The organism is Mycobacterium ulcerans subsp. shinshuense (assembly GCF_002355775.1).
In the GTDB taxonomy this organism is placed as follows: Bacteria; Actinomycetota; Actinomycetes; order Mycobacteriales; family Mycobacteriaceae; genus Mycobacterium; species Mycobacterium marinum.
Map to the genome: position 1 here is coordinate 4,264,871 of NZ_AP017624.1, position 19,359 is coordinate 4,284,229.

General features: G+C 65.1%; 15 protein-coding genes, 1 tRNA gene and 2 pseudogenes. 6 read left to right on the plus strand and 12 right to left on the minus strand.

All coding sequences use genetic code 11. The features are described from left to right. Positions 1-2: 2 nt before the first annotated feature. Both SHTP_RS19040 and fabG read right to left on the minus strand, forming a co-directional pair. Positions 3-1,226 carry an acetyl-CoA C-acetyltransferase gene (locus SHTP_RS19040; protein WP_096371454.1) on the minus strand — a complete coding sequence of 408 codons (1,224 nt, stop codon included), beginning with the start codon at positions 1,224-1,226 and terminating at the stop codon, positions 3-5. Next, entirely contained in the window at positions 1,223-1,969 is a 747-nt protein-coding gene (gene fabG, locus SHTP_RS19045; protein ID WP_096372552.1) for a 3-oxoacyl-ACP reductase FabG, read from the minus strand. Before fabG ends, SHTP_RS19040 begins: the two co-directional genes overlap by 4 nt. 118 nt (positions 1,970-2,087) lie before the next feature. Between fabG and SHTP_RS19050 the strand changes: the two genes are divergently transcribed. Next, entirely contained in the window at positions 2,088-3,251 is a 1,164-nt protein-coding gene (locus SHTP_RS19050; protein ID WP_096371455.1) for an acyl-CoA dehydrogenase family protein, read from the plus strand. Positions 3,252-3,253: 2 nt separating this feature from the next. Here SHTP_RS19050 and SHTP_RS19055 read toward each other — a convergent pair. The 4 genes and pseudogenes from SHTP_RS19055 to SHTP_RS19070 form a co-directional block, all read right to left on the minus strand. After that, positions 3,254-4,322 (minus strand): annotated as a pseudogene (locus tag SHTP_RS19055) (phosphotransferase family protein). A 53-nt stretch (positions 4,323-4,375) separates the two neighbouring features. Next, the gene (locus tag SHTP_RS19060; protein WP_096371456.1) at positions 4,376-6,115 is read right to left on the minus strand and encodes an ABC transporter ATP-binding protein; all 1,740 of its coding nucleotides are present in this window, start codon (positions 6,113-6,115) and stop codon (positions 4,376-4,378) included. Further along, the gene (locus SHTP_RS19065; protein ID WP_096371457.1) at positions 6,112-8,736 is read right to left on the minus strand and encodes an ABC transporter ATP-binding protein/permease; all 2,625 of its coding nucleotides are present in this window, start codon (positions 8,734-8,736) and stop codon (positions 6,112-6,114) included. The genes SHTP_RS19060 and SHTP_RS19065 overlap by 4 nt, the downstream gene beginning before the upstream one ends. A gap of 503 nt (positions 8,737-9,239) precedes the next feature. Continuing rightward, a tRNA-Leu gene (locus SHTP_RS19070) sits at positions 9,240-9,323 on the minus strand. Positions 9,324-9,472: 149 nt separating this feature from the next. On the opposite strand from SHTP_RS19070, the gene SHTP_RS19075 reads away from it, so the two are divergent. Continuing rightward, on the plus strand, positions 9,473-9,865 hold the full coding sequence (locus SHTP_RS19075; RefSeq protein WP_012395629.1) for a hypothetical protein: 393 nt from the start codon (positions 9,473-9,475) through the stop codon (positions 9,863-9,865). Continuing rightward, positions 9,862-10,224, plus strand: coding sequence for a DUF3817 domain-containing protein (locus SHTP_RS19080; RefSeq protein ID WP_012395630.1), 363 nt, complete (start codon positions 9,862-9,864; stop codon positions 10,222-10,224). The genes SHTP_RS19075 and SHTP_RS19080 overlap by 4 nt, the downstream gene beginning before the upstream one ends. A gap of 19 nt (positions 10,225-10,243) precedes the next feature. Here the strand turns inward: SHTP_RS19080 and rdgB are convergent, their stop codons facing one another. The 4 genes from rdgB to SHTP_RS19100 all read right to left on the minus strand — a co-directional run bounded on the left by rdgB (position 10,244) and on the right by SHTP_RS19100 (position 13,485). After that, positions 10,244-10,858, minus strand: coding sequence for an RdgB/HAM1 family non-canonical purine NTP pyrophosphatase (rdgB, locus tag SHTP_RS19085; protein WP_011741582.1), 615 nt, complete (start codon positions 10,856-10,858; stop codon positions 10,244-10,246). A gap of 152 nt (positions 10,859-11,010) precedes the next feature. Continuing rightward, a complete protein-coding gene (locus SHTP_RS19090) occupies positions 11,011-11,535 on the minus strand; it encodes a DUF4395 domain-containing protein (protein WP_015356668.1) in 525 nt (174 codons plus the stop codon). A gap of 295 nt (positions 11,536-11,830) precedes the next feature. Next, entirely contained in the window at positions 11,831-12,610 is a 780-nt protein-coding gene (gene rph / locus SHTP_RS19095) for a ribonuclease PH (protein WP_015356669.1), read from the minus strand. A 101-nt stretch (positions 12,611-12,711) separates the two neighbouring features. Further along, positions 12,712-13,485 carry a cyclic nucleotide-degrading phosphodiesterase gene (locus SHTP_RS19100; RefSeq protein ID WP_011741585.1) on the minus strand — a complete coding sequence of 258 codons (774 nt, stop codon included), beginning with the start codon at positions 13,483-13,485 and terminating at the stop codon, positions 12,712-12,714. 376 nt (positions 13,486-13,861) lie between these two features. Here SHTP_RS19100 and SHTP_RS19105 point away from each other — a divergent pair, with 376 nt between their 5' ends. After that, on the plus strand, positions 13,862-14,593 hold the full coding sequence (locus SHTP_RS19105) for an Rv1363c family protein (protein WP_096371458.1): 732 nt from the start codon (positions 13,862-13,864) through the stop codon (positions 14,591-14,593). Positions 14,594-14,859: 266 nt separating this feature from the next. On the opposite strand, the pseudogene SHTP_RS19110 reads toward SHTP_RS19105, so the two are convergent. Further along, positions 14,860-17,185: pseudogene (locus SHTP_RS19110) on the minus strand (transketolase-like TK C-terminal-containing protein). Positions 17,186-17,323: 138 nt separating this feature from the next. Here SHTP_RS19110 and SHTP_RS19115 point away from each other — a divergent pair. Together SHTP_RS19115 and SHTP_RS19125 are read left to right on the plus strand one after the other, a co-directional pair. Then, positions 17,324-17,812: an Lrp/AsnC family transcriptional regulator gene (locus SHTP_RS19115; RefSeq protein ID WP_096372553.1), complete on the plus strand. Its 489-nt coding sequence runs from the start codon at positions 17,324-17,326 to the stop codon at positions 17,810-17,812. Positions 17,813-18,205: 393 nt separating this feature from the next. Then, the gene (locus SHTP_RS19125; RefSeq protein WP_036451040.1) at positions 18,206-18,679 is read left to right on the plus strand and encodes a CAP domain-containing protein; all 474 of its coding nucleotides are present in this window, start codon (positions 18,206-18,208) and stop codon (positions 18,677-18,679) included. Positions 18,680-18,707: 28 nt separating this feature from the next. On the opposite strand, the gene SHTP_RS19130 is transcribed toward SHTP_RS19125, so the two are convergent. After that, entirely contained in the window at positions 18,708-19,115 is a 408-nt protein-coding gene (locus tag SHTP_RS19130; RefSeq protein WP_036450344.1) for a hypothetical protein, read from the minus strand. Between the last annotated feature and the right edge of the window lie 244 nt (positions 19,116-19,359).

Below are 19,359 nucleotides of genomic sequence, written 5' to 3' on the forward strand. Positions count from 1 at the left end.
GGCTACCCGACCCGCTCGAAGATCGCCGCCAGGCCCTGGCCGCCACCGATACACATCGTCTCCAGCCCGTAGCGCGCCTGACGGCGAGTGAGTTCACGAGCCAGGGTGGCCAGCATTCTGGCACCGGTCGCGCCCACCGAGTGGCCCAGCGAAATACCCGACCCGTGCACGTTGGTTCGGTCGCGGTCGGCGGCGCCGAAGTTCCATTCCCGCATCACCGCGAGCGCTTGGGCGGCAAACGCCTCGTTGAGTTCGATCAGATCGATGTCGGCCAAGCGCAGAGCCGCCTTGGCGAGCGCGGCCTCGGTGGCTGGTACCGGACCGATGCCCATGACGTCGGGCGCCACCCCGGCCAGGCCCCAGGACACCAAACGCACCAAAGGTCTCAGCCCGTACTCGTCGGCCTTCTCCGGTGTGGTCACCACGCACATCGATGCGGCGTCGTTTTGCCCGCTGGCATTGCCCGCCGTCACCGTCGCTTCGGGATCATCTTGGTGCAGAACGGGTTTGAGCCCGCTCAGGGCCTCCACCGAGGTGTCGGCGCATGGATGTTCGTCGGTGTCGATCATTTCCTCGCCTTGGCGGGTTCGCACCGGAACGGCAATGGTCTCCTCGGCGAAAATTCCATCCTTCTGGGCTGCGACCGCACGCTGATGCAATGTCACCGCCAGCTCGTCTTGCCCCAAACGCGAAATACCATACTGACGCCGTAGATTCTCGGCGGTCTCCAGCATCCCGCCCGGCGCCGGGTAGTGTCTTCCACCCGCGGTGACGCGGCCGCGAGCCAGTCTGTCGTGCACGCGTATTCCGCCGCGGGCACCGCCCCAGCGCATATCGGTGGAATAGAAAGTGACATTGCTCATGCTTTCGCAGCCTCCGGCAACGACGAGGTCGCTATCGCCGCTGCTGACTTGCTGGCAGGCCTGAATCACCGCTTGTAGCCCGGATCCGCAGCGCCGATCGACCTGCATACCGGGAACCGTCACCCGCAGGCCGGCATCCAGCGCCACCACCCGTCCGATGGCCGGGGCCTCGCTGCTGGGGTAGCAGTGCCCGAGGATCACATCCCCGACCGCAGCGGGCGCCAGGCCGGTGCGATCGAGCGGTCCGCGCAGCGCGACGACGCCCAGATCAACAGCGCTGTGTGACTTGAACATTCCGCCGTAGCGACCGATCGGTGTGCGGACGGGTTCGCAGATGACAGCCTGGCGCATAGCGGCACTCATATGAACCGTCCTCCCGTCACGTCCAGCACGGTGCCGGTCATATACGAGGACAGATCGCAGGCCAAAAACAAGGCAACACTAGCGATTTCGCTGGGTTCGCCGGCTCGCCCCATCGGCACTTCAGCCAACTTCTGGTCCCAGATACGTTGCGGCATGGCTTCTGTCATCGCCGACCGGATCAAGCCCGGAGCGATGGCATTGACCCGGACACCGACGTGGGCGAGTTCTTTGGCGGCCGCCTTGGTCATCCCGACGATCCCGGCTTTGGCGGCGGAGTAGTTGGTCTGGCCGACCATCCCCACCTTGCCCGACACCGACGACATATTGACGATTGCGCCGCGCTTGTTTTCACGCATGATGGCCGCGGCCAGCCGGATGCCGTTCCAGGTGCCCTTCAGGTGCACATCGATGACCTGATCGAACTGCTCCTCGGTCATTTTGCGCATCGTCGCGTCACGAGTGATGCCGGCGTTGTTGACCATGATGTCCAAGCCGCCGAACCGTTCCAGCGCGGCCTGCAGCAGCGTCTCGACCTCGTCGGCCTTGGTCACGTCACACCGCACCGCCACCGCGACCTCCCCGCCGCCCAGCTGCTTGGCCGCGGCCTCAGTCGCCTCGAGGTTCACATCACCAAGGACTACCCGAGCACCCTCGGAAACGAACCGCTCCGCGATCGCCAAGCCCAAGCCCTGGGCCCCACCGGTAACTACCGCGATCTGACCGTTCAGCAACGACACCGACATCACACTTCCCTACGTCTTCTGGCCCTCGGAGGGCTCGGTCAGTCAAATATCATATTTCATATATGATCTTGCCGTGACAGCGGTGCCCAGGCGCCCACCCCAGAAGGAGCATCCGCCCATGACCGCCCCCCAGGTATCCGACGAGGACTTTGCGCAGATCCTGGCCCAGACCCGCCACTTCGTTCGCTCGGTTGTGCTGCCGCGTGAGCAGCAGATCCTCGACGAGGACCGGGTTCCCGAAGACCTACGTGACCAGGCCAAACAGATGGGACTGTTCGGATACGCGATACCGCCGCAGTGGGGCGGTCTTGGGCTGAATCTGGTGCAGGACGTCGAGCTGGCCATGGAATTGGGCTACACCTCACTGGCAGTGCGGTCGATGTTCGGCACCAACAACGGCATCGCCGGGCAAGTGCTAGTCGGGTTCGGCACCGATGAGCAGAAGGCGCGCTGGTTGGAGCCCATCGCGTCCGGCGACGTCGTCGCCTCTTTTGCCCTGACCGAACCGGGAGCCGGATCCAGCCCCGCCGGCCTGCGCACCAAAGCCGTTCGCGACGGCGTTGATTGGCTGATTACGGGGCAAAAGCGTTTCATCACCAATGCGCCCGTCGCCGACCTGTTCGTGGTGTTCGCGCGCACTCGGCCCGCCAGCGACAATAGCCCGGGCATCGCCGTGTTCCTGGTGCCCGCGCAGAGCGCCGGTGTCGAGGTGGGCGCCAAGGACGCCAAGAAGGGCCAGGAAGGCGCGTGGACCGCTGACGTCAGCTTCACCGACGTCCGGGTTGACGACGCCGCGCTGGTCGGCGGCAGCGAGGACATCGGCTATCGAGCCGCAATGACCTCGTTGGCCCGCGGCCGGGTACACATAGCCGCGATCGCGGTGGGCGCCGCACAACGTGCGCTCGACGAGTCCGTGGCGTACGCATCCACCGCAACCCAGGGCGGTGTGACGATCGGCAGCTTTCAACTGGTCCAGGCGATGCTCGCCGACCAGCAGACCGGCGTGCTGGCGGGCCGCGCATTGGTGCGCGACGCCGCACGGATGTGGGTCTCCGGAGCGGATCGGCGGATCGCGCCGTCGGCGGCGAAACTATTCTGCACCGAAATGACCGGTAAGGTGGCCGATCTCGCGGTGCAGATTCACGGCGGCAGTGGATACATGCGCGGAGTTCCGGTCGAGCGCATCTACCGCGATGTCCGTCTGCTGCGGCTGTATGAGGGCACCAGCGAGATTCAGCAACTGATCATCGGGTCCAACCTGATCAAGGCCGCGAATCGATGACCTCAGCCGATCAGCTCTAGCGTCTCTAGATCCCGGATGGCCTGACAACCTCGCCCCAGCATGGTCAACACCATCTCGTCGCCACGCTCGGTGGCGGTGGCGAAAGCAAATCCGAGGGCCGAGATGAGGACCGTGTGCGGCATGCCCAGTCGGTAGTCGCGCCAGCATGTTTCCCAGTCATATCCGGTGACGCCGTAGCTCAACAGCTTTCGGTGGTAGTCATCGACCAGGCTTTCCTCGATGTCCGAACGCAGCTGGGAATTCAGGCTGGTTGCCGTGAAGTACCCAAGGTCTCGAGCCGGAAGGCCGATACCAAGGGTTTGCCAGTCGACCACGGCGACGCGGCGCAGGTCAGGGTCGAACAATAGATTGTCGAGCCGGTAGTCGCCGTGCAGCAGCGCAAACCGGTCCCGCTCGGCGAGCAACCACGGCGTCACCAGATTCATGGTCTCGGTGAAGGTTTCGCGGTCGGCGGCGCTGAGCCGATCACCGAGCTTGTCCAGGGTGATCTCCGCACTCATCCGCGCCACCTCACCAAGACCGTTGGCGAAAGGTTCATCCGGGAAAGGGAATGCGATCCCGGGCTGGTCCAGCCAAACCGGATCACACCAGCTCGGCCCTTGCAGCCCGGCCAGCGCAACGACGGCCAGCCGCGCCTCCCGTTCGCCGCAGCCCGTGAGCTGGTCGCCCTGCACCGCGGGCGCCTGATCCTCCAGCAGCAGCGCGAAATCCATTGCATCTTCTGTGATCTCGCAGTAAAAGCAGCCGGGGGGTCGGAACCCGGACCCGATTGGCAACCGAAGAATAGAACGCACATTCGCTGCGATAACCGACGACGACTCGGTCCCGCACGGTGTCATCCTGAGCCGGCAATTTGATCACAAAGGTGTCCGGCAGACCCGCCGGATCCGGGTCATAGGTGACGGTCAGCCGATAGGTGGCTCCGGTCTGCCCGGTGCCGATCGGGACCACATCGACTCCCGATACCCCGACCGGTGTGCCGCGTTCGCCAAGGACCGCCGGCAGCCACGGCGGGGTTACGTCGGTGGGGTGGCGAGGGATGGAAACCAAGGCGGCCACCTAGCAACTGTAAGCCATACGGCATCAGTTTCGGCCGACCTGATCTAGCCGGTGCGGATCCGCCATTCGGCGGCATCGTGCTGCTGTCGCCAGAACTCATGGAAGCGCCCCTGGGCGGCGAGCAGCTCATCGATCGATCCGTCCTCGACCACTCGACCATCCTCGACGAAGAGCACGCGGTCGGCATGACGAATGCTCGCCAGTCGGTGGGCGACGATCACCCGGGTGCGTGATTGCGGATCGGCCGTGAGTGCATCGACCACCGCGACCTCGTTCTCGGTGTCCAGCGCGCTGGTTGCTTCGTCGACCAGCAGCATCGGGGCGTCCTTGAGCAGGGCGCGCGCGATGCTGACCCGTTGGCGCTCACCGCCCGACAGCGCGGAACCGGCTTCGCCCACAACGGTGTCAGCGCCGTCCGGCAGCCTGTCGATCAGCTCGTCAACCCGAGCCAAGCGGATCGCCCGCCCCAATTGATCCTGGTCCGCACCCGGGTTTCCCGCCAGCACGTTCTCGCGGATCGAGCCATGAAACAGGTAGGGATGCTGGAACACCACGCTCGACAGCGTGCGACGGGTGTGCGCATCCAGCGTCGCGGCGTCGGCTCCGTCAATCAGGATGCGGCCTCCGGTCGGCTGGTGCAGACCCGCAATCAGCGCCAGGATCGTGCTCTTTCCCGATCCCGAGGGGCCCACGATCGCAGTCGTGGTACCCGGCTGCAAGCAAAAACTGACCCCGTCAAGCACCGGCTCGGTGGCGCCGTCGTAGCTGAATGCGACGTGGTCGAATTCGATCCGCGCCGCCGCAGGGCCGTCATCCAGCGTGGCGGTCCCGGCCGCCACGGCCGGCGCCGTCAACACCGACCGGATGCGATCGAGCATGGCGCGCACACTCTGCAGCGCGGGAGCGAGCTCGCTCACGGCGGTGAAGGGCTCCAGGTAACGGGCAATCACGACAATCAGGGCGATCGCCTCGGGAACCGTCAGCGTGCCGTCCACGGTCAGCGCCGCGGTCGCTCCGGCCAGCACGATGAGCGCCAGCTGGCTGGCGATGCTGAACAGCAGCTGGCCGGGAACCTGCATGGCGAACAACCGCATCAACGAGCCGTGCTGGCGCGCAAGCGCGGATCCGACCAGGCTGCGGGCAGGCTCGACACGACGCGCGGCACGTAGCGCCTGTTGGGTTCGGGCGAACTCGATGATGCGCTCAGTGAGCGCAATATTGGCTTCGTCGGCGACCTTGTCGGCACGTCGAGCAAATCGCCCCGACGCCCACAGTGCACCCAGCAGCAGGGGCACACCGGCAAGCGCGGCCAATCCCAGCTGCCAGGAAATGGGAAGCAGCGCCAGCCCGATGGCCAGTGGCAGCAGGACCGCCGAGACCAGCGGCGTCAGCAGGTAGACCACCAGTCCCACCAGTTCGGGCCCGCTGGCGGCGATCGCTTGGCGGGCGGTCGCCGTGTTGTCTGCGGTGAACCAGTCCAGTCGCACACCGGGCAGCCGGTCTGCCACACCGCGCTGGGAATGGTCGAGCACAGCGAACCCCAGCTCGAAACCGACGCGTGCGCCGATGGCATCGATCACCCACCCGGATACCGTCGCAGCGGTCAGCCAGCCCAGCCACACCAACGCCTGCCGTGGGGTGCTGCTGAACAGGGCACCAATGAGCGGAACCAGCAGCACCGTGCCGATCGCGCGGACCACAACCGAAAGCACCCCAACCGCGGCGCACAGGATCAACTTGCCGCGGCGGTCCGCCGGCACCAGCCCTATCCAGGTGCGGATCATCGTGCGCCCTCCTGGATCGCGGCCAGCTCCACCTGATTGCCACAACCGGTCTCCCACAACCGCCGGTAGCGCCCGTCGGCGGCGAGCAGTTCATCGTGGGTACCGCGCTCGGCGATCTGGCCACGATCGAGGACCACGATCTGGTCGGCTCCGGTGATGGTATGCAGTCGGTGCGCGATGACCAGCACGGTGCGATCCTTGGTCAGCCGATTAAGCGCCTGCTGCACCAGGTATTCCGATTCGGGATCCGCATACGCGGTGGCCTCGTCGAGGATGAGCACCGGTGTATCGGCCAGGATGGCGCGGGCGATGGTGAGACGCTGCCGTTCGCCGCCCGACAACGCGGCGCCGGCTCCCAGCACGGTGTCGTAGCCATCGCGCAACCGCAGCACGCGGTCATGGATCTGGGCCTGGCCGGCCGCGGCCTGGATCTGCGCGGCCGGTGCATCGGGAACGGCCAGCGCGATGTTCTCGGCAACAGTCCCGTGCACCAGCTGAGTCTCCTGCAGCACCAGCCCGACCCGCTCGTAGAGCTCATCGGCGCTCAGCGACCGAATATCCTGTCCCCCAACTCGTATCGAACCTTGCTCGACATCATGGAACCGAGCCAGCAGGGCGGCGAGGGTGGACTTGCCTGAGCCCGAAGGCCCGACGAGCGCGGTGACGGTGCCCGGACGCAGCTGCAGCGACACGTCCCGGATCACCGGCACTCCCGGCCGGTACCCGAAGCTGACCTTGTCGAACACCACCATCGCCGCCGAGTCGGCCTCGGCCAGCCCGGTGTGCTGTTCCAGTACCGGTTCATCGAGGGTGATTTGCAGCCGGCGAGCGGCCAGCACACCGGCGCTGATGCCGCCGATTCCGTAGGCGATGCCGAGTAGTCGGACACCGAACGTGGTGCCCAGCAATAAGAACGGCAGCAGATCTACCGGATCCATTCGGTGATTGATCACCAGCAGCGTGCCGGTGACGGCGATCAGCCACAGGAACGTCGAAGGCCGGGTCGCAAGGTCCATCATGGTCTTCTTGCCCACCAGCGGACGCTGCCAGGTGACCAGGAATTTGATGTACTCGTCGAGCTGGCGTTTGAAACTCGATGCCGCGGCGCCGCCAAAGACGCGAATCACCGGCTGGCCCTCCAGATAGGCCCCGGCCTCATCGTTCATCCGCTCGGCCCAGCGCTGCGAGGCAACCATGCGCGAGCCGGACTGGACCGCAAGCGATGACGTCATCACCAGATACATCAGCACCGGGATGAGCAGAACCAGGGCAACCCGCCAGTCGACGATGAACAGGTAGACGAGCACCGCCACCGGGGCAACCACCGCGTTGACCGCGTCCGGAATCGCGTGCGTAACCAGATAGTGCAGCGACAGCGTGTCGTCCTGCACCAGTTGCTTGATGGAACCTGAACCGCGCCCGGTGAACCAACCCAACGGCAGCCCAGACATCTTGCCCAGCAGCCGCGCGCGCAACCCGCGAGCAAAGCGGGCGTCAACCACGTGCAGCCACAGCGTGAGGGCGGCACCAAGCAACGTGCCAAGGCCCAGCAGCGAAACGGCGGCCAGCCCAACGTGCCAGAGCCGGGATTCTTGGGCCCCCGACAACAATATTCGGGCCAACTCAACCAGCAGCACGAACGGGGCCAGCTGCACCAGGGTGGCCACCACCTGCAGCACCCCGGACAGAATCAGGGCGAAACGTAGCGGCGCGAGCAACCGGCCCGCGGCCTGGGCACGCCAACTGCCGCGCGGCGTGGCCGCCACCGGCGATTGGGCTACCGACTCCGGGGTTTCGGCCTGCGCCAGCGCGACTTCGGGTTGGTCATCGAGGCAAGTCGAAGCACCGCCTGCGGCGGCGTCTGGCACGCCTTCACGGCAGGTGCCCATCTCGCGGCCGGCGGTCCAATACGCCTGGGCGTGAACCACGGACTTGGGGAATCCGAATGCGTCGCGCAGCCGCTTGCGAACGTGTTTGAGGGCGGTGGCCTCCGGCGTCGCCCACGCATACCAGTCCGACCAGTCCCTGGTCTCGATTGCTTCGGCCAACGATGTCTCGTCTCGGCGGCGAACCCAATGCACCCGCAATCGGGGATGTGCCGTGATGGGGATGCGCGTGTCGTTGTCGTCGTGTTGTTCGAGATACATCTCGATTGGTACGTCGTCGGGAACCGTTCCGATGATCCCGTTCATCCCCGGGATCGACGCCGAGTCTCCGATCAGCAAATAGCCGGCGGGTTGCTCCTTGGGTACGTCGAAGCGCGACGAGCTACCCATCAGCGACATCACTGCGATCGTGGCGCCGGGTTGCACGGTGCGGGCCCACTGCGATGCGGGGCCGGCCGGTTCGTGCAGCACCACGTCGACCGCGAAGCGGCCGGAAGCCGCATCGGCTTCGGAGAGGGTGTAAGCGCGCTGATACTCGGTGTTGGACCCCTTCGGGTCCGGGAACCAAAACCTCAGCCAGGCCGCGGGTTCGGCCTGAGCATCCTCGAAAAGCGTCGGCGAGACCATCCGGATCCGCAGGAAATGCGGTGCGATGTACACCGTTTCGACCACCGTTGCGGTGTGATCCCGAGCGCCGAAACCGCGCAACACTGCGCCTTGCAACCCGCGTGCCATCAGCGATCCTCTCTCGAGACGGTGCGCCCCACCGCGACTTTCCCGATCCGGCGACCCGGCACAGTCTTCGCTACCGGCCCGCGGATCAACGCGGCCGACGACGGCCGCACCAACTCCGTAGGTACCCGACGATGGGCAACGGTCCGTTGCAGCACGATCACCTCACGTGTCCGGACGGCGCCACGGACACCGGGATCGTCGCGTCGGCACCCGACCGCGATGGCCCGGGCGCGCGACCAACTCGAATGGTGTCGTCCATCGCGTTGAGCGGCGTTCCCCCGCCCATACGTGACGTCATGGTTTTCATCGAATGCGCACCCAGACCTAGGACCCCCACCGAATAAGGGTTGCCTTACTTTAAAGAATAAGGGATACCTTACCTTAGAGCCCCACGTCTTCGCGCTCGTCGGCCCACCCCTGGTCCGGACGTACAGAAGGAGATAGAACGGCCCCGGCCAGACGCGACCGGCACCACCGGGCGTCAGCCCGGGAAACCACAACGGTGCGGGCGGAGGGACTCGAACCCTCAAGCTCTTTCGAGCACCGGCACCTAAAGCCGGCATGTTTGCCAATTTCATCACGCCCGCGCGCCTAGCGATATTACCCAGTCAGCCATCACACGAGACGTCAGCGGTACCGAACGCACCGTGACATCGGGTGCGGACTCGACCGTCGGGCCGTTGATCGCGACGGGCGGCATCAGCTCCCTACCGGGCCCGCGCGGTACCATCAAGGGGTGTCCACCACCACCCCCCGCCGCCGCGCGCGCCGGCCCGCGCTGATCGCCCTGGTGATCATTGCGGCCAGCGGCTGCCTGGCGCTGGGCTGGTGGCAGTGGACCCGATTCGAGTCGACCTCGGGCAGCTTCCAAAATCTCGGCTACGCGCTGCAGTGGCCCATGTTCGCCTGGTTCTGCGTCTACGCCTACCGCAAGTTCGTGCGCTATGAGGAAACGCCCCCGCAGCCGCGCGACCCAGCAGCGGTAACGGAGATTCCCGCCGGACTGTTGCCGCAGCGAACCACGCCCGATCAGGCTGCGCCCGACGACCCCGCATTGCGCGAGTACAACGCCTACCTTGCCGCACTGGCCGAAGATGATGCCGAAAAGCAGAACAGGACTACCGCATGACCACACCCGAAACCCCCGAAGCACAGCAGACCACAACGACCTTTCCGGTCGAGAAGATCCGTAGCGCCCTCGTCGGCTATCGCATCATGGCGTGGACGACCGGGATCTGGCTGATCGCGCTGTGCTACGAGATCGTGGTGCGTTACGTCGTCAAGGTGGACAACCCGCCCACCTGGATCGGCGTAGTCCACGGCTGGGTGTACTTCGCTTACCTGCTGTTCACCGCAAACCTGGCGGTCAAGGTCCGGTGGCCGATCGGCAAGACGGTGGGTGTGCTGCTCTCCGGCACGATCCCGCTGTTGGGCATCATCGTCGAGCACTTTCAGACCAAGGACATCAAGACGCGCTTCGCCGTGTAAGCCCCCCGCGGCCCCCGGGTCAGGGTTGGGTTGTCACCAGGGCCCGCAGTGCGGGTAGCAACAGTGTCAACGCGCGCCCGCGATGGGAGACCGCGTCCTTTTCCGCCGGGCTCAGCTCGGCGGCGGTGCGGTTCGCGCCGTCGGCGATGAACACCGGGTCGTAACCGAACCCGCCGGCGCCGCGCGGCTCCTGCGCAACGGCACCGGGCCACTCGCCACGCACCACAACTTCGCCCGAGCCCGAGACCAGTGCGCACGCCGAGACGAACGCGGCGCCGCGGCGCTGCTCGGGTACGTCGCGCAACTGGGCCAGCAACAACGCCGTGTTGCCGGCGTCGTCCCCGTGGTTGCCAGACCACCGGGCGGAGAGCACGCCGGGCATCCCGTTGAGCGCGGCCACCGTCAAACCGGAGTCGTCGGCGACGCTGGGCAGACCGGTCGCAGAGAACGCTTCGCGCGCCTTGATCAGCGCATTTTCCTCGAATGTCGCGCCGGTTTCGGGCGCTTCATCAAACGGCGCGACGTCATTGAGGGACACCAGGGTCACCCCCGACAATCCGGCGGCATCGAGCACCCGGCGAAGTTCGGCCAGCTTCTTGGCGTTGCGACTGGCCACCAGCAGCTTGGTCACCACTCACTCCGAAACATGGTCATCTCCTCTGCAGAAACGATCTCGGCTCGCTCCCGTCTCGCGGGTGCCGGCTGCAGACGCGGAGGGTCATCGCATCCGCAGCGTCTGTTGGGTGCTGCCCAGCGCTGGCCGAGCGCGCGGCCAGGGTCGCGAACCTACGCGCGACTTTCCAAGTTTATTGCTGGACTTTCCTGGTTGATTTCCGGTCGTGTCGCGATTCCCCTGACGTAAGGGACCTCGCAATCCTCACAACCCCAAATCAACTTGTGCATGTAGCAGCCCACGCAAAATCCGAGCGTGGCCTCCGACCAGGTCAGGACAAAACAGATCGCGACAACAACCGCCATCGCCACGGGCGAGGCCCCCAACAGCCGCATGGCAAGACACGTCGCCGCCAAGGCGGCACCGAGCAACCACGCAAAGCGTTTTGGCCGCGTCGGTTTCCACACCGGGCGAGTACCCATCGTCAACGCCGTGCCCAGAATTCCGGTTGGGCTCAACGGTGTTAGTCCCGTGGCCGCCGCGGCCAACATGTCAAAAAGCACGAACGGACCAACGATGATCACCGGATCGGTTTCCGGCCGCAGCAAAAGCAACGCGATGGTGATTGCCGAGATGATGTTCAGCAAACCCGCCCGCGCGCGTCGCGACTTCGTTGATGCGTGGTTCCGCATGTCCATGCGTCATCTGCCCCATTGCCCACCACGGGGTATTGAGAAAGGCATGCTCGAGTGGGACTCGCCGACTAACCATTAATTGATCCTAGAAACGTGACGGAACATTGGTTTTGGCAAACTCAATTTGACGTCGCGAGTTTACCATAACGGCATGGCACGGAACGCTGACCAGCCACTTTGAGTCAACTAAAGTCAGCGAAAGCTAAGGCGAGCCAGCGGCAGCGACGTGCCCACGGCCGACCAATTTTCACCCCGAATCCACGCGGATTCGATGGCCCGGGAGGCCAGGTTGGCAGGCTCAGCTTCCGAACGCTTTCGACGGCGGCGGCCCTTCGGGCAATACACCCGGGTACGGCAGCGCCAAGGCATCACGCTGGGCGGCAAACAACGTGTCGCATGCCCCCAGCGCCATGTCCAGCAGCTTGTCCAAGGTCGACCGCGGGAACGTCGCACCCTCACCGGTGCCCTGCACTTCAACCAGCGTCCCGGTGTCGGTGGCAACGACATTCATGTCGACCTCGGCGCGGGAGTCTTCCTCGTAAGGCAGGTCCACCCGAACCCGGCCATCGACCACACCCACGCTGACCGCAGCGATGGCGCAGGACAACGGCCTCGGATCCGACAGCTTGCCGGCCGCCGCCAAGTAGTTCACCGCGTCTGCCAGTGCCACGTAGGCACCGGTGATGGCCGCGGTACGGGTGCCGCCGTCCGCCTGCAACACGTCACAGTCGACAGCGATGGTGTTCTCCCCCAGCGCCGCCAAGTCGATGCATGCCCGCAGCGACCGGCCGACCAGCCGGCTGATCTCCTGGGTGCGTCCGCCGACCCGCCCTTTCACCGATTCCCGGTCTGAGCGGGTGTGGGTTGCCGACGGCAGCATCGCGTATTCCGCGGTGAGCCACCCCAGCCCGGACCCCTTGCGCCAGCGCGGCACGCCTTCGGTGACGCTGGCCGTGCACATCACCTTGGTGCGACCGAATTCGATCAGTACCGAACCCGCGGGGTTTTCGGTGAACCCTCGGGTGATGACCACTGGGCGAAGCTCGTCGTCGCGGCGGCCGTCTTCTCGTTTGGACACGACGCCAACCCTAGCTCGACCGACAGAGACCAATCCGAGGGCGCCCGACACGCACGGGCGGCGCTGACGATCCGGGCCACCCGCGAGCCCGCCGCAGCAGTTCAGCCCAGGCTGACTTCGAAAGTCTCGTCGCACACCACCGCGTGCACGGGGCCATCAAATTCCGCTTTGGCCTCGCTGATCACGTCCTCACGCGACGTCCACGGCGGGATGTGGGTCAGCAACAGTTCGCGAACACCGGCGCGGGCCGCGGCTCTCCCGGCCTCAGTCCCGGACAGGTGCAAGTCCGGCGGGCGATCCGGCGAGTGCGTCCAGGACGCCTCGCACAAGAAAACGTCAACGCCGCGAGCCAGCTCGATGAGCTGATCACACATTCCGGTGTCACCGCTGTACGCCAGCGATGCGCCGGTGGAATCGGTGAAGCGCATGCCGTAGGACTCAGTGGGATGTGCGACCACCGTCGGGACCACTGTGACGCCGCCAAGGGTCACCGGTTCGCCGTCGACCCAATGGCGCACATCGAAGATGTCCGAGCAATCGTCGATCTCTCCGCCGAAGGGTGATGAAGCCGCGCCCAAACGAGACCAGGTGTCACTCGGGCCGTATAGCAACGCCTTACCTTTGGGGCGCGACGGGTGGTAACGCCGCCACACGAACAACCCCGGCATATCGAGGCAATGATCGGCGTGCAGATGCGACAAAAGCACATGCACGGATGCGGGATCCAGATGCCGCTGCAGCGCGCCCACCACTCCCCCACCGAAGTCGATGACGATCGGTGGAGTGTCCGGAGCCCTCAGCAGATAACCCGACGCCGCCGAGTCCGGACCTACGACACTTCCGGAACATCCGAGCACCGTTATTCGCACGGACACTACTGTGCCATGCCCGTTACCTCGATGAGAAAAACATCGCCGCATTCGTTGATCAGAATCTTCCCGAGAAGCCCTTCTGCACTTTCAGCTTGCCAACGCGGCGGCGTTTCGCTGCGCGGCTACCGGTCGCGTCGGCGTGACGATGTGGGACCTGACGGCGCGGACCGCTCGCGGTCAAAGCCGAGGTCTATCGCCGCGAAATTCCCTAAGCGGGCTTCGCGTGCCAAGGTAATGTGGCCGCACGCACCGGAAGGTAGGGACACTGTGCCGATGGAGTGGCCACCATTGACCTCAACAATGTCGAGGCCCGTGCCCAACGGACCCTCCACGCCCGGGCACGCCGACGCGTGCCGCTCGGCGAGAAGAAGTAGCCGCCGTGGCTAAGGGGTCTGCCGAAACATCGGGCGACGAAGTATTCGGCAAGCCGCTGCCCGCGGACGAACCCGGGGACGAAGCGCAATCAAACCCGGCCGGCGCTGACTCCGACTCCGACTCCGATGCAGAGCCCGACACCGAACCCGACTCGGAATCGGATGGCGAGCCCGACGCGGACGCCCCGGCCGAAACCGAGGACGCCTCCCAGCCAGAGGACTCGCGGCCACGACGCCGCCGACCCCACCCCAAGTCCAGTTGGGCCGCCGTGTTGGCCTGGGTCGTGCTGCCGAGCCTCGCGCTGCTGCTGGCAATCACCGCAGGTGTCCTCCGCTGGCAGTACGACACAATGCGTTACGCCCAGATCGCCGGGGTCCAAGCGCTGCAGGCCGCCCGGGAGGGCGCGGTGGCGATGTTGTCGTACAAGCCCGAGACAGTCGAAAAGGACCTGACCGCCGCCCAGGACCACCTCACCGGAACCTTCCGCGACTCCTACACCCAGCTGACCAAAGACGTGGTCATCCCCGGCGCCAAACAGCAACGGATTTCGGCGGTGGCTCGGGTGCCCGCGGCCGCCACCGTATCGGCGGATTGGAGCCATGCCGTGGTGCTTGTCTTCGTGGATCAGACCACGGTCATCGGCGACGACCCACCCACCGATATGGCATCGACGGTGCGAGTGAAACTCGACAAGGTCGGCGACCGTTGGCTGATCTCCGAATTCCAACCCATTTGAGATCTACGAGTGCGCTAGCGCATTTGAATATCGCAAGAGCGTGACGGCTCTGCTGGTGGCCAATGTGGGCATTGTGAGCAATGAGTGATCATCGCGATCCGCCCAGCAGCCGCCCCTGAGGTTGCCCGTCTGGGCCTTACCGCGTGCCCGCGCACCAATTTGACGGGGCCTCCGGTGACTGCCGGTATATCGGGCGAACCGAAACCATTCGAAGCCGCAATCGACGTCAGCAGCGCTCATTCATCGATGCGATCCCACGTTTGGTTTTAGGTAGCCACATCCAGGGCCGCTCGCACAATGCTGTCGGTGTCGATGCCGTGGTAGCGGTAGACGTCCTCGAGCGTCCCGGCCTGGCCGAATCCGGATACTCCCAACGCGGTCAAACGGACCTGCTGGATGTTGGTCAGGAAAGCAAGGGCGTGAGGGTGTCCGTCGAGGACGGTGACCATCGGTGTCGCACGGTCGGCGGGGAAGAGCTGATCCAGAATCCAGGTATCGGCGGATCTCCTGCCCTGACGCGCCTGCCACGCTTGAAACAGCAGGCCGGGGCTGGTGATGCAGAGCACGTCGGCCGGCACCCCGGCCCGATTGAGCCGGTCGGCCGCGGCAAGGGCCTCGGTGATCACCGCACCCATCGCCGCAATGGTCACTTTCGCGCCGTCTGGGCGCCGCAACGGATAGCCACCCGCAACCACCTGGCGGCGACGACGCTCGCGGGCGGCGGGGTCATCCGGTACGGCGGCCAGGGCCTGGTCCACAGGCCGAGTACAACCTCAGGTAGGCCGACGTTCCATCGGGTCTTCCGAGGCGGGCGAGGCTGGCCAGCAGGGTCCATTCGACATCGATCGCGAACGCTGGCTCATAGCTGATGCAGCCCGGTTGTTCGAGCCCGATTGATGGGGTCTTGATGGACTGGTGTGCACCGCCTTCGGCGGCCAGGCTGACCCCTGACGGAGTGCCGATGAGGATGGACTGGCCGCCCGCGTAGATCCCGAAAGACCATGGTTCGAGCGCCCTCTCGACGAATGGGTCGTAGAGCACCCCGATAGGGAAAAGCGTTTGTCCCCAACGACTCCACGTGGCGCCCAGTTCGCCGATCAGGCCAACCAGGTTCGTCTCTGCGATGCCGAGTTCCATATGTTGCCCGCTGGGACGTTCGTTCCAGTGCATCAGAGTCTGGGCATCATCGGCGAACCAGTTGTGTCGCTCGCTCGCCGACCACACCCCGACCTTGTTCACCCATCCAGCCAGGTTGGTCGTCGAGCTGACGTCAGGGCTGACCGTGACGACACGCTTCGCCGCGTCGGGTGCCTCGCGGATCAGGTCGAGCAGGACACGGCCGAGAGCGGCCTGGGTCGTTGCGGCGCCTTTGGGAGTACGACCGATGTCGCTCGGGACGGTTGGGGATTCGGCGGCCGGAATCGGGTCGCGCCGCAGCCGCTCTGCGGTCTCGGCGCAGAGCCGCCCCATCGGGCCCTCAGGCGCGAAGCGTTGCCAAGGGCTATTGGGGTTCATTCCCAGTCGTGCTGCCAGAGCGGCGTATTCGTCATGGCTGAGCAGGGCGGAATGGTTCTGTGGATGGCCCTCTGTGGGCAGGCCGAAACCCTTGACCGTGTAGGCGATGATGACCGTGGGTCGGGTGTCATCGATCTGTTGGTATGCCTCGATCAGGGCGGCCAGGTCGTGACCGCCCAAATTGCGGATCGCCGCCGTGAGCGTCGCGTCATCGATGTCGGCGATCAACGCGGCGATTTCGCCGGAAAGTGGACCGTCACCGGGGAGTCGCTGGCGGATCTGCTCGGCATCGCAGCGCAGCAGACGTTGGTATTCCGCGTTTTCCATCGCAACGATGCGCCGGCGCAGCGCTTCCCCTCCGGGACGGCTCAACAGGGACCGGAGAAGTCGGCCAAAGTTGACTGTTATGACCTGCCAGCCTGCCGCGTCGAACATTGTCTCGAGTCGGTACGCAGCGATGTTGGGCACCACTCGGTCCAAGGACTGGCGGTTGAGGTCGACGATCCAGACGACTTCGCCGAGTTCGGCGATCCCGGGATCCAGTATGGCCTCCCACACCGCACCCTCGTCGAGTTCGGCGTCGCCGACCAGAGAGTACTGCCGACCGTTGCCGCCGGCATCCAACTGGGCGTTGACGTAACGGCGCGCCACTGCCCCCCAGATCGGGGCGGTTGCCCCGATCCCGACTGACCCGGTCGAGTAGTCCACCGGATCCGGATCCTTGGACCGGCTCGGATAGGACTGCAGGCCACCGAACTCACGCAGCGTGGTCATGTGTTCTTCGTCCAGCGCGCCGAGCAGGTAATTGATGCTATGCAACACCGGTGAGGCGTGGGGCTTGACCGACACCCGATCCCCGGCCTGCAGTTGTTGAAACCACAGTGAAGTCATGATGGTCACCATTGACGCGCTCGAGGCCTGATGGCCGCCGACCTTCAATCCCGAGCTATCCGACCGCACCCGGTTCGCGTGATGGACCATCGACGTCGACAGCCACAGCACCCGCTCGGCGATGGCCTCGAGTGTGTCGACACTGACGATTCCACGACTGGTATCGACTGAGGTGGTCGAGTTCATGGTGCCCCGCCTAGGAGATTGGCTTGTGCAGATGAATCAGCAAGTGCAACGGTCTCATATGATTTCGGCAAGTAGATCGATGAAATCTGAGCAATATGCTCACATGGGATGTGTTACTTCGGCCTCAAGGAGGGCAATATGCCCAAGCGGGAACACCTCATCGATGACATCGATACGCAAATCCTGCACGCCCTTATCAAGGATCCGCGCGCGGCCGTAGTCGCGCTGGCGCACACTACGGGGTTGGCCCGCAACACGATTCACGCACGGTTGGCCAAGCTGGAAGCGGACGGCGTCCTTCAGTCTTTCGAGCGCCGCATCGATCCTGCCGCACTTGGCTATTCGCTGACCGCCTTCATCATGGTGACCGTCACGCAACGCAAACTGGGCGAGATCGGCAATGCACTCGAGGGTGTGCCCGAGGTTCTCGAAGTCCACGGGCTCAGCGGTGTCACCGACTTGCTGGTCCACATCGTCGCCCGCAACGCCGAGGACCTTTACCGCATCGCAGGTCAGATCCTTGACATCGACGGCGTCGAGAAGACCACAACGGGGCTGGTGATGAGGCGCCTGGTCGACTATCGGCTCAGCCCGTTGCTGGCTTCCGCCCAGTCGACCGGCAAGTGAACGTCGGCGACCAGAGCATCCGAAAGACGGCCTCGACTTGTTCGATGCTGTTGCACCGGACCAACCGAACGTCGGGCGCATCGGCCGCGCGTCATCACCGGCAATGGCCCGGCACGCATCGCCGCACATCTGCCGGCGCATGCTGCTGATTCGGGCTGAAACTGTGCAACACTTGCACCGCAAGCGCCATTCTTGCACCAATCAGACAATTGAACGAGAACTCCAATCATTGAGCTCAAACGGAACTGCCCTCATTTCGATACTTGGCGTGCGGTCCGCCGAGCTAGTCGGCGGACCGGAGGCTGGTGCGCCGATGAACTGCCCGCCGGTGGTGCCGTAGGCAGCGGGGCGACAGGAGGTCCTCGGATGGCAGGTGGACACCTGCGAAAGCAGATGCCGCTGCCGGTAATGATCGGCCTGGCGCTGCTGAGCGCGGCATTGTCGACGGCTCCGGCGGCGCACGCCGACAACAAGCGACTCAACGACGGTGTAGTGGCCAACGTCTACACCATCCAACACCAGGCCGGGTGCACCAGCGAGTTGCGAATTGATCCGCGCCTGCAATTGGCCGCGGAGTGGCATACCAACGATGTGCTGGGAAATCGTGCCCTAGACGGAGATATCGGATCGGATGGGTCGACACCGAGCGACCGGGCGGCGGCCGCCGGATTTCGCGGTGATGTCGCCGAAACGGTGGCAATCAACCCGGCCTTGGCAATCAGCGGTGTCGAGCTGATAAATCAGTGGTACAACAACCCCGACTACCTCGCGATCATGCGCGACTGCAAATACACCGCGATCGGGGTTTGGTCGGAGAACAGCCTGGACCGCACCGTGGTGGTGGCCGTCTACGGTTCACCCACGTGAGCGCCGCCAACCGGCGGGCCTGGCGGGCTCACAGCCCAACCGAGATCGGCCCCAGCTGCGTGCACACCTGTACCGGGGGGTTGCCCACCAGGGCGCAGCCGTTACCCGTCGCGATGTAAGTCAACCCCGCGCGCCACGGGCGAAAGTTCAACTCCGCCGCGGTCCAACCGGCTTCGGCGTGACATTGCGTGCCCACGCCGTCGGCCCGAATGCAGGCAGTCACCCGCACCGGCTGAGCGTCGCCCGAACAGCTGGTCGCGACGATGCTGGAGGTGACCGCGGCTACCCCGGACGCGAGGGTGGTACGCCGTGGCGGGTCCAGGCGGTACGAGCAGGACGCCGCCGGCCCGGGTGTGGCAGGCGTTCGTGGTGGCGTGGCCCAGCTCAACGCCGAAGGCGCGGCTGTGCCAATCAGAACCGCCAACAACCCGGTCATGGCCGATCGTTTGGGAAGCCAGGACCGCATGGCAGAAAGGCCGCTTTGCGGGCTGGCTCCCGATCGGGGTGTCGATGGCTGTGTGGGCATCGGATGCTCATTTCCTCGCCACGCGGATTGCATCGCTGGACTCGCGCTAACCGCGACACCTCGATCAAACCACACCAAAAACACCAAGATGAGGTCCAAAGGCCATCGCTTTCTGACGTTCACAAGTGTTAACGTCAGCCACATTTACATCGCT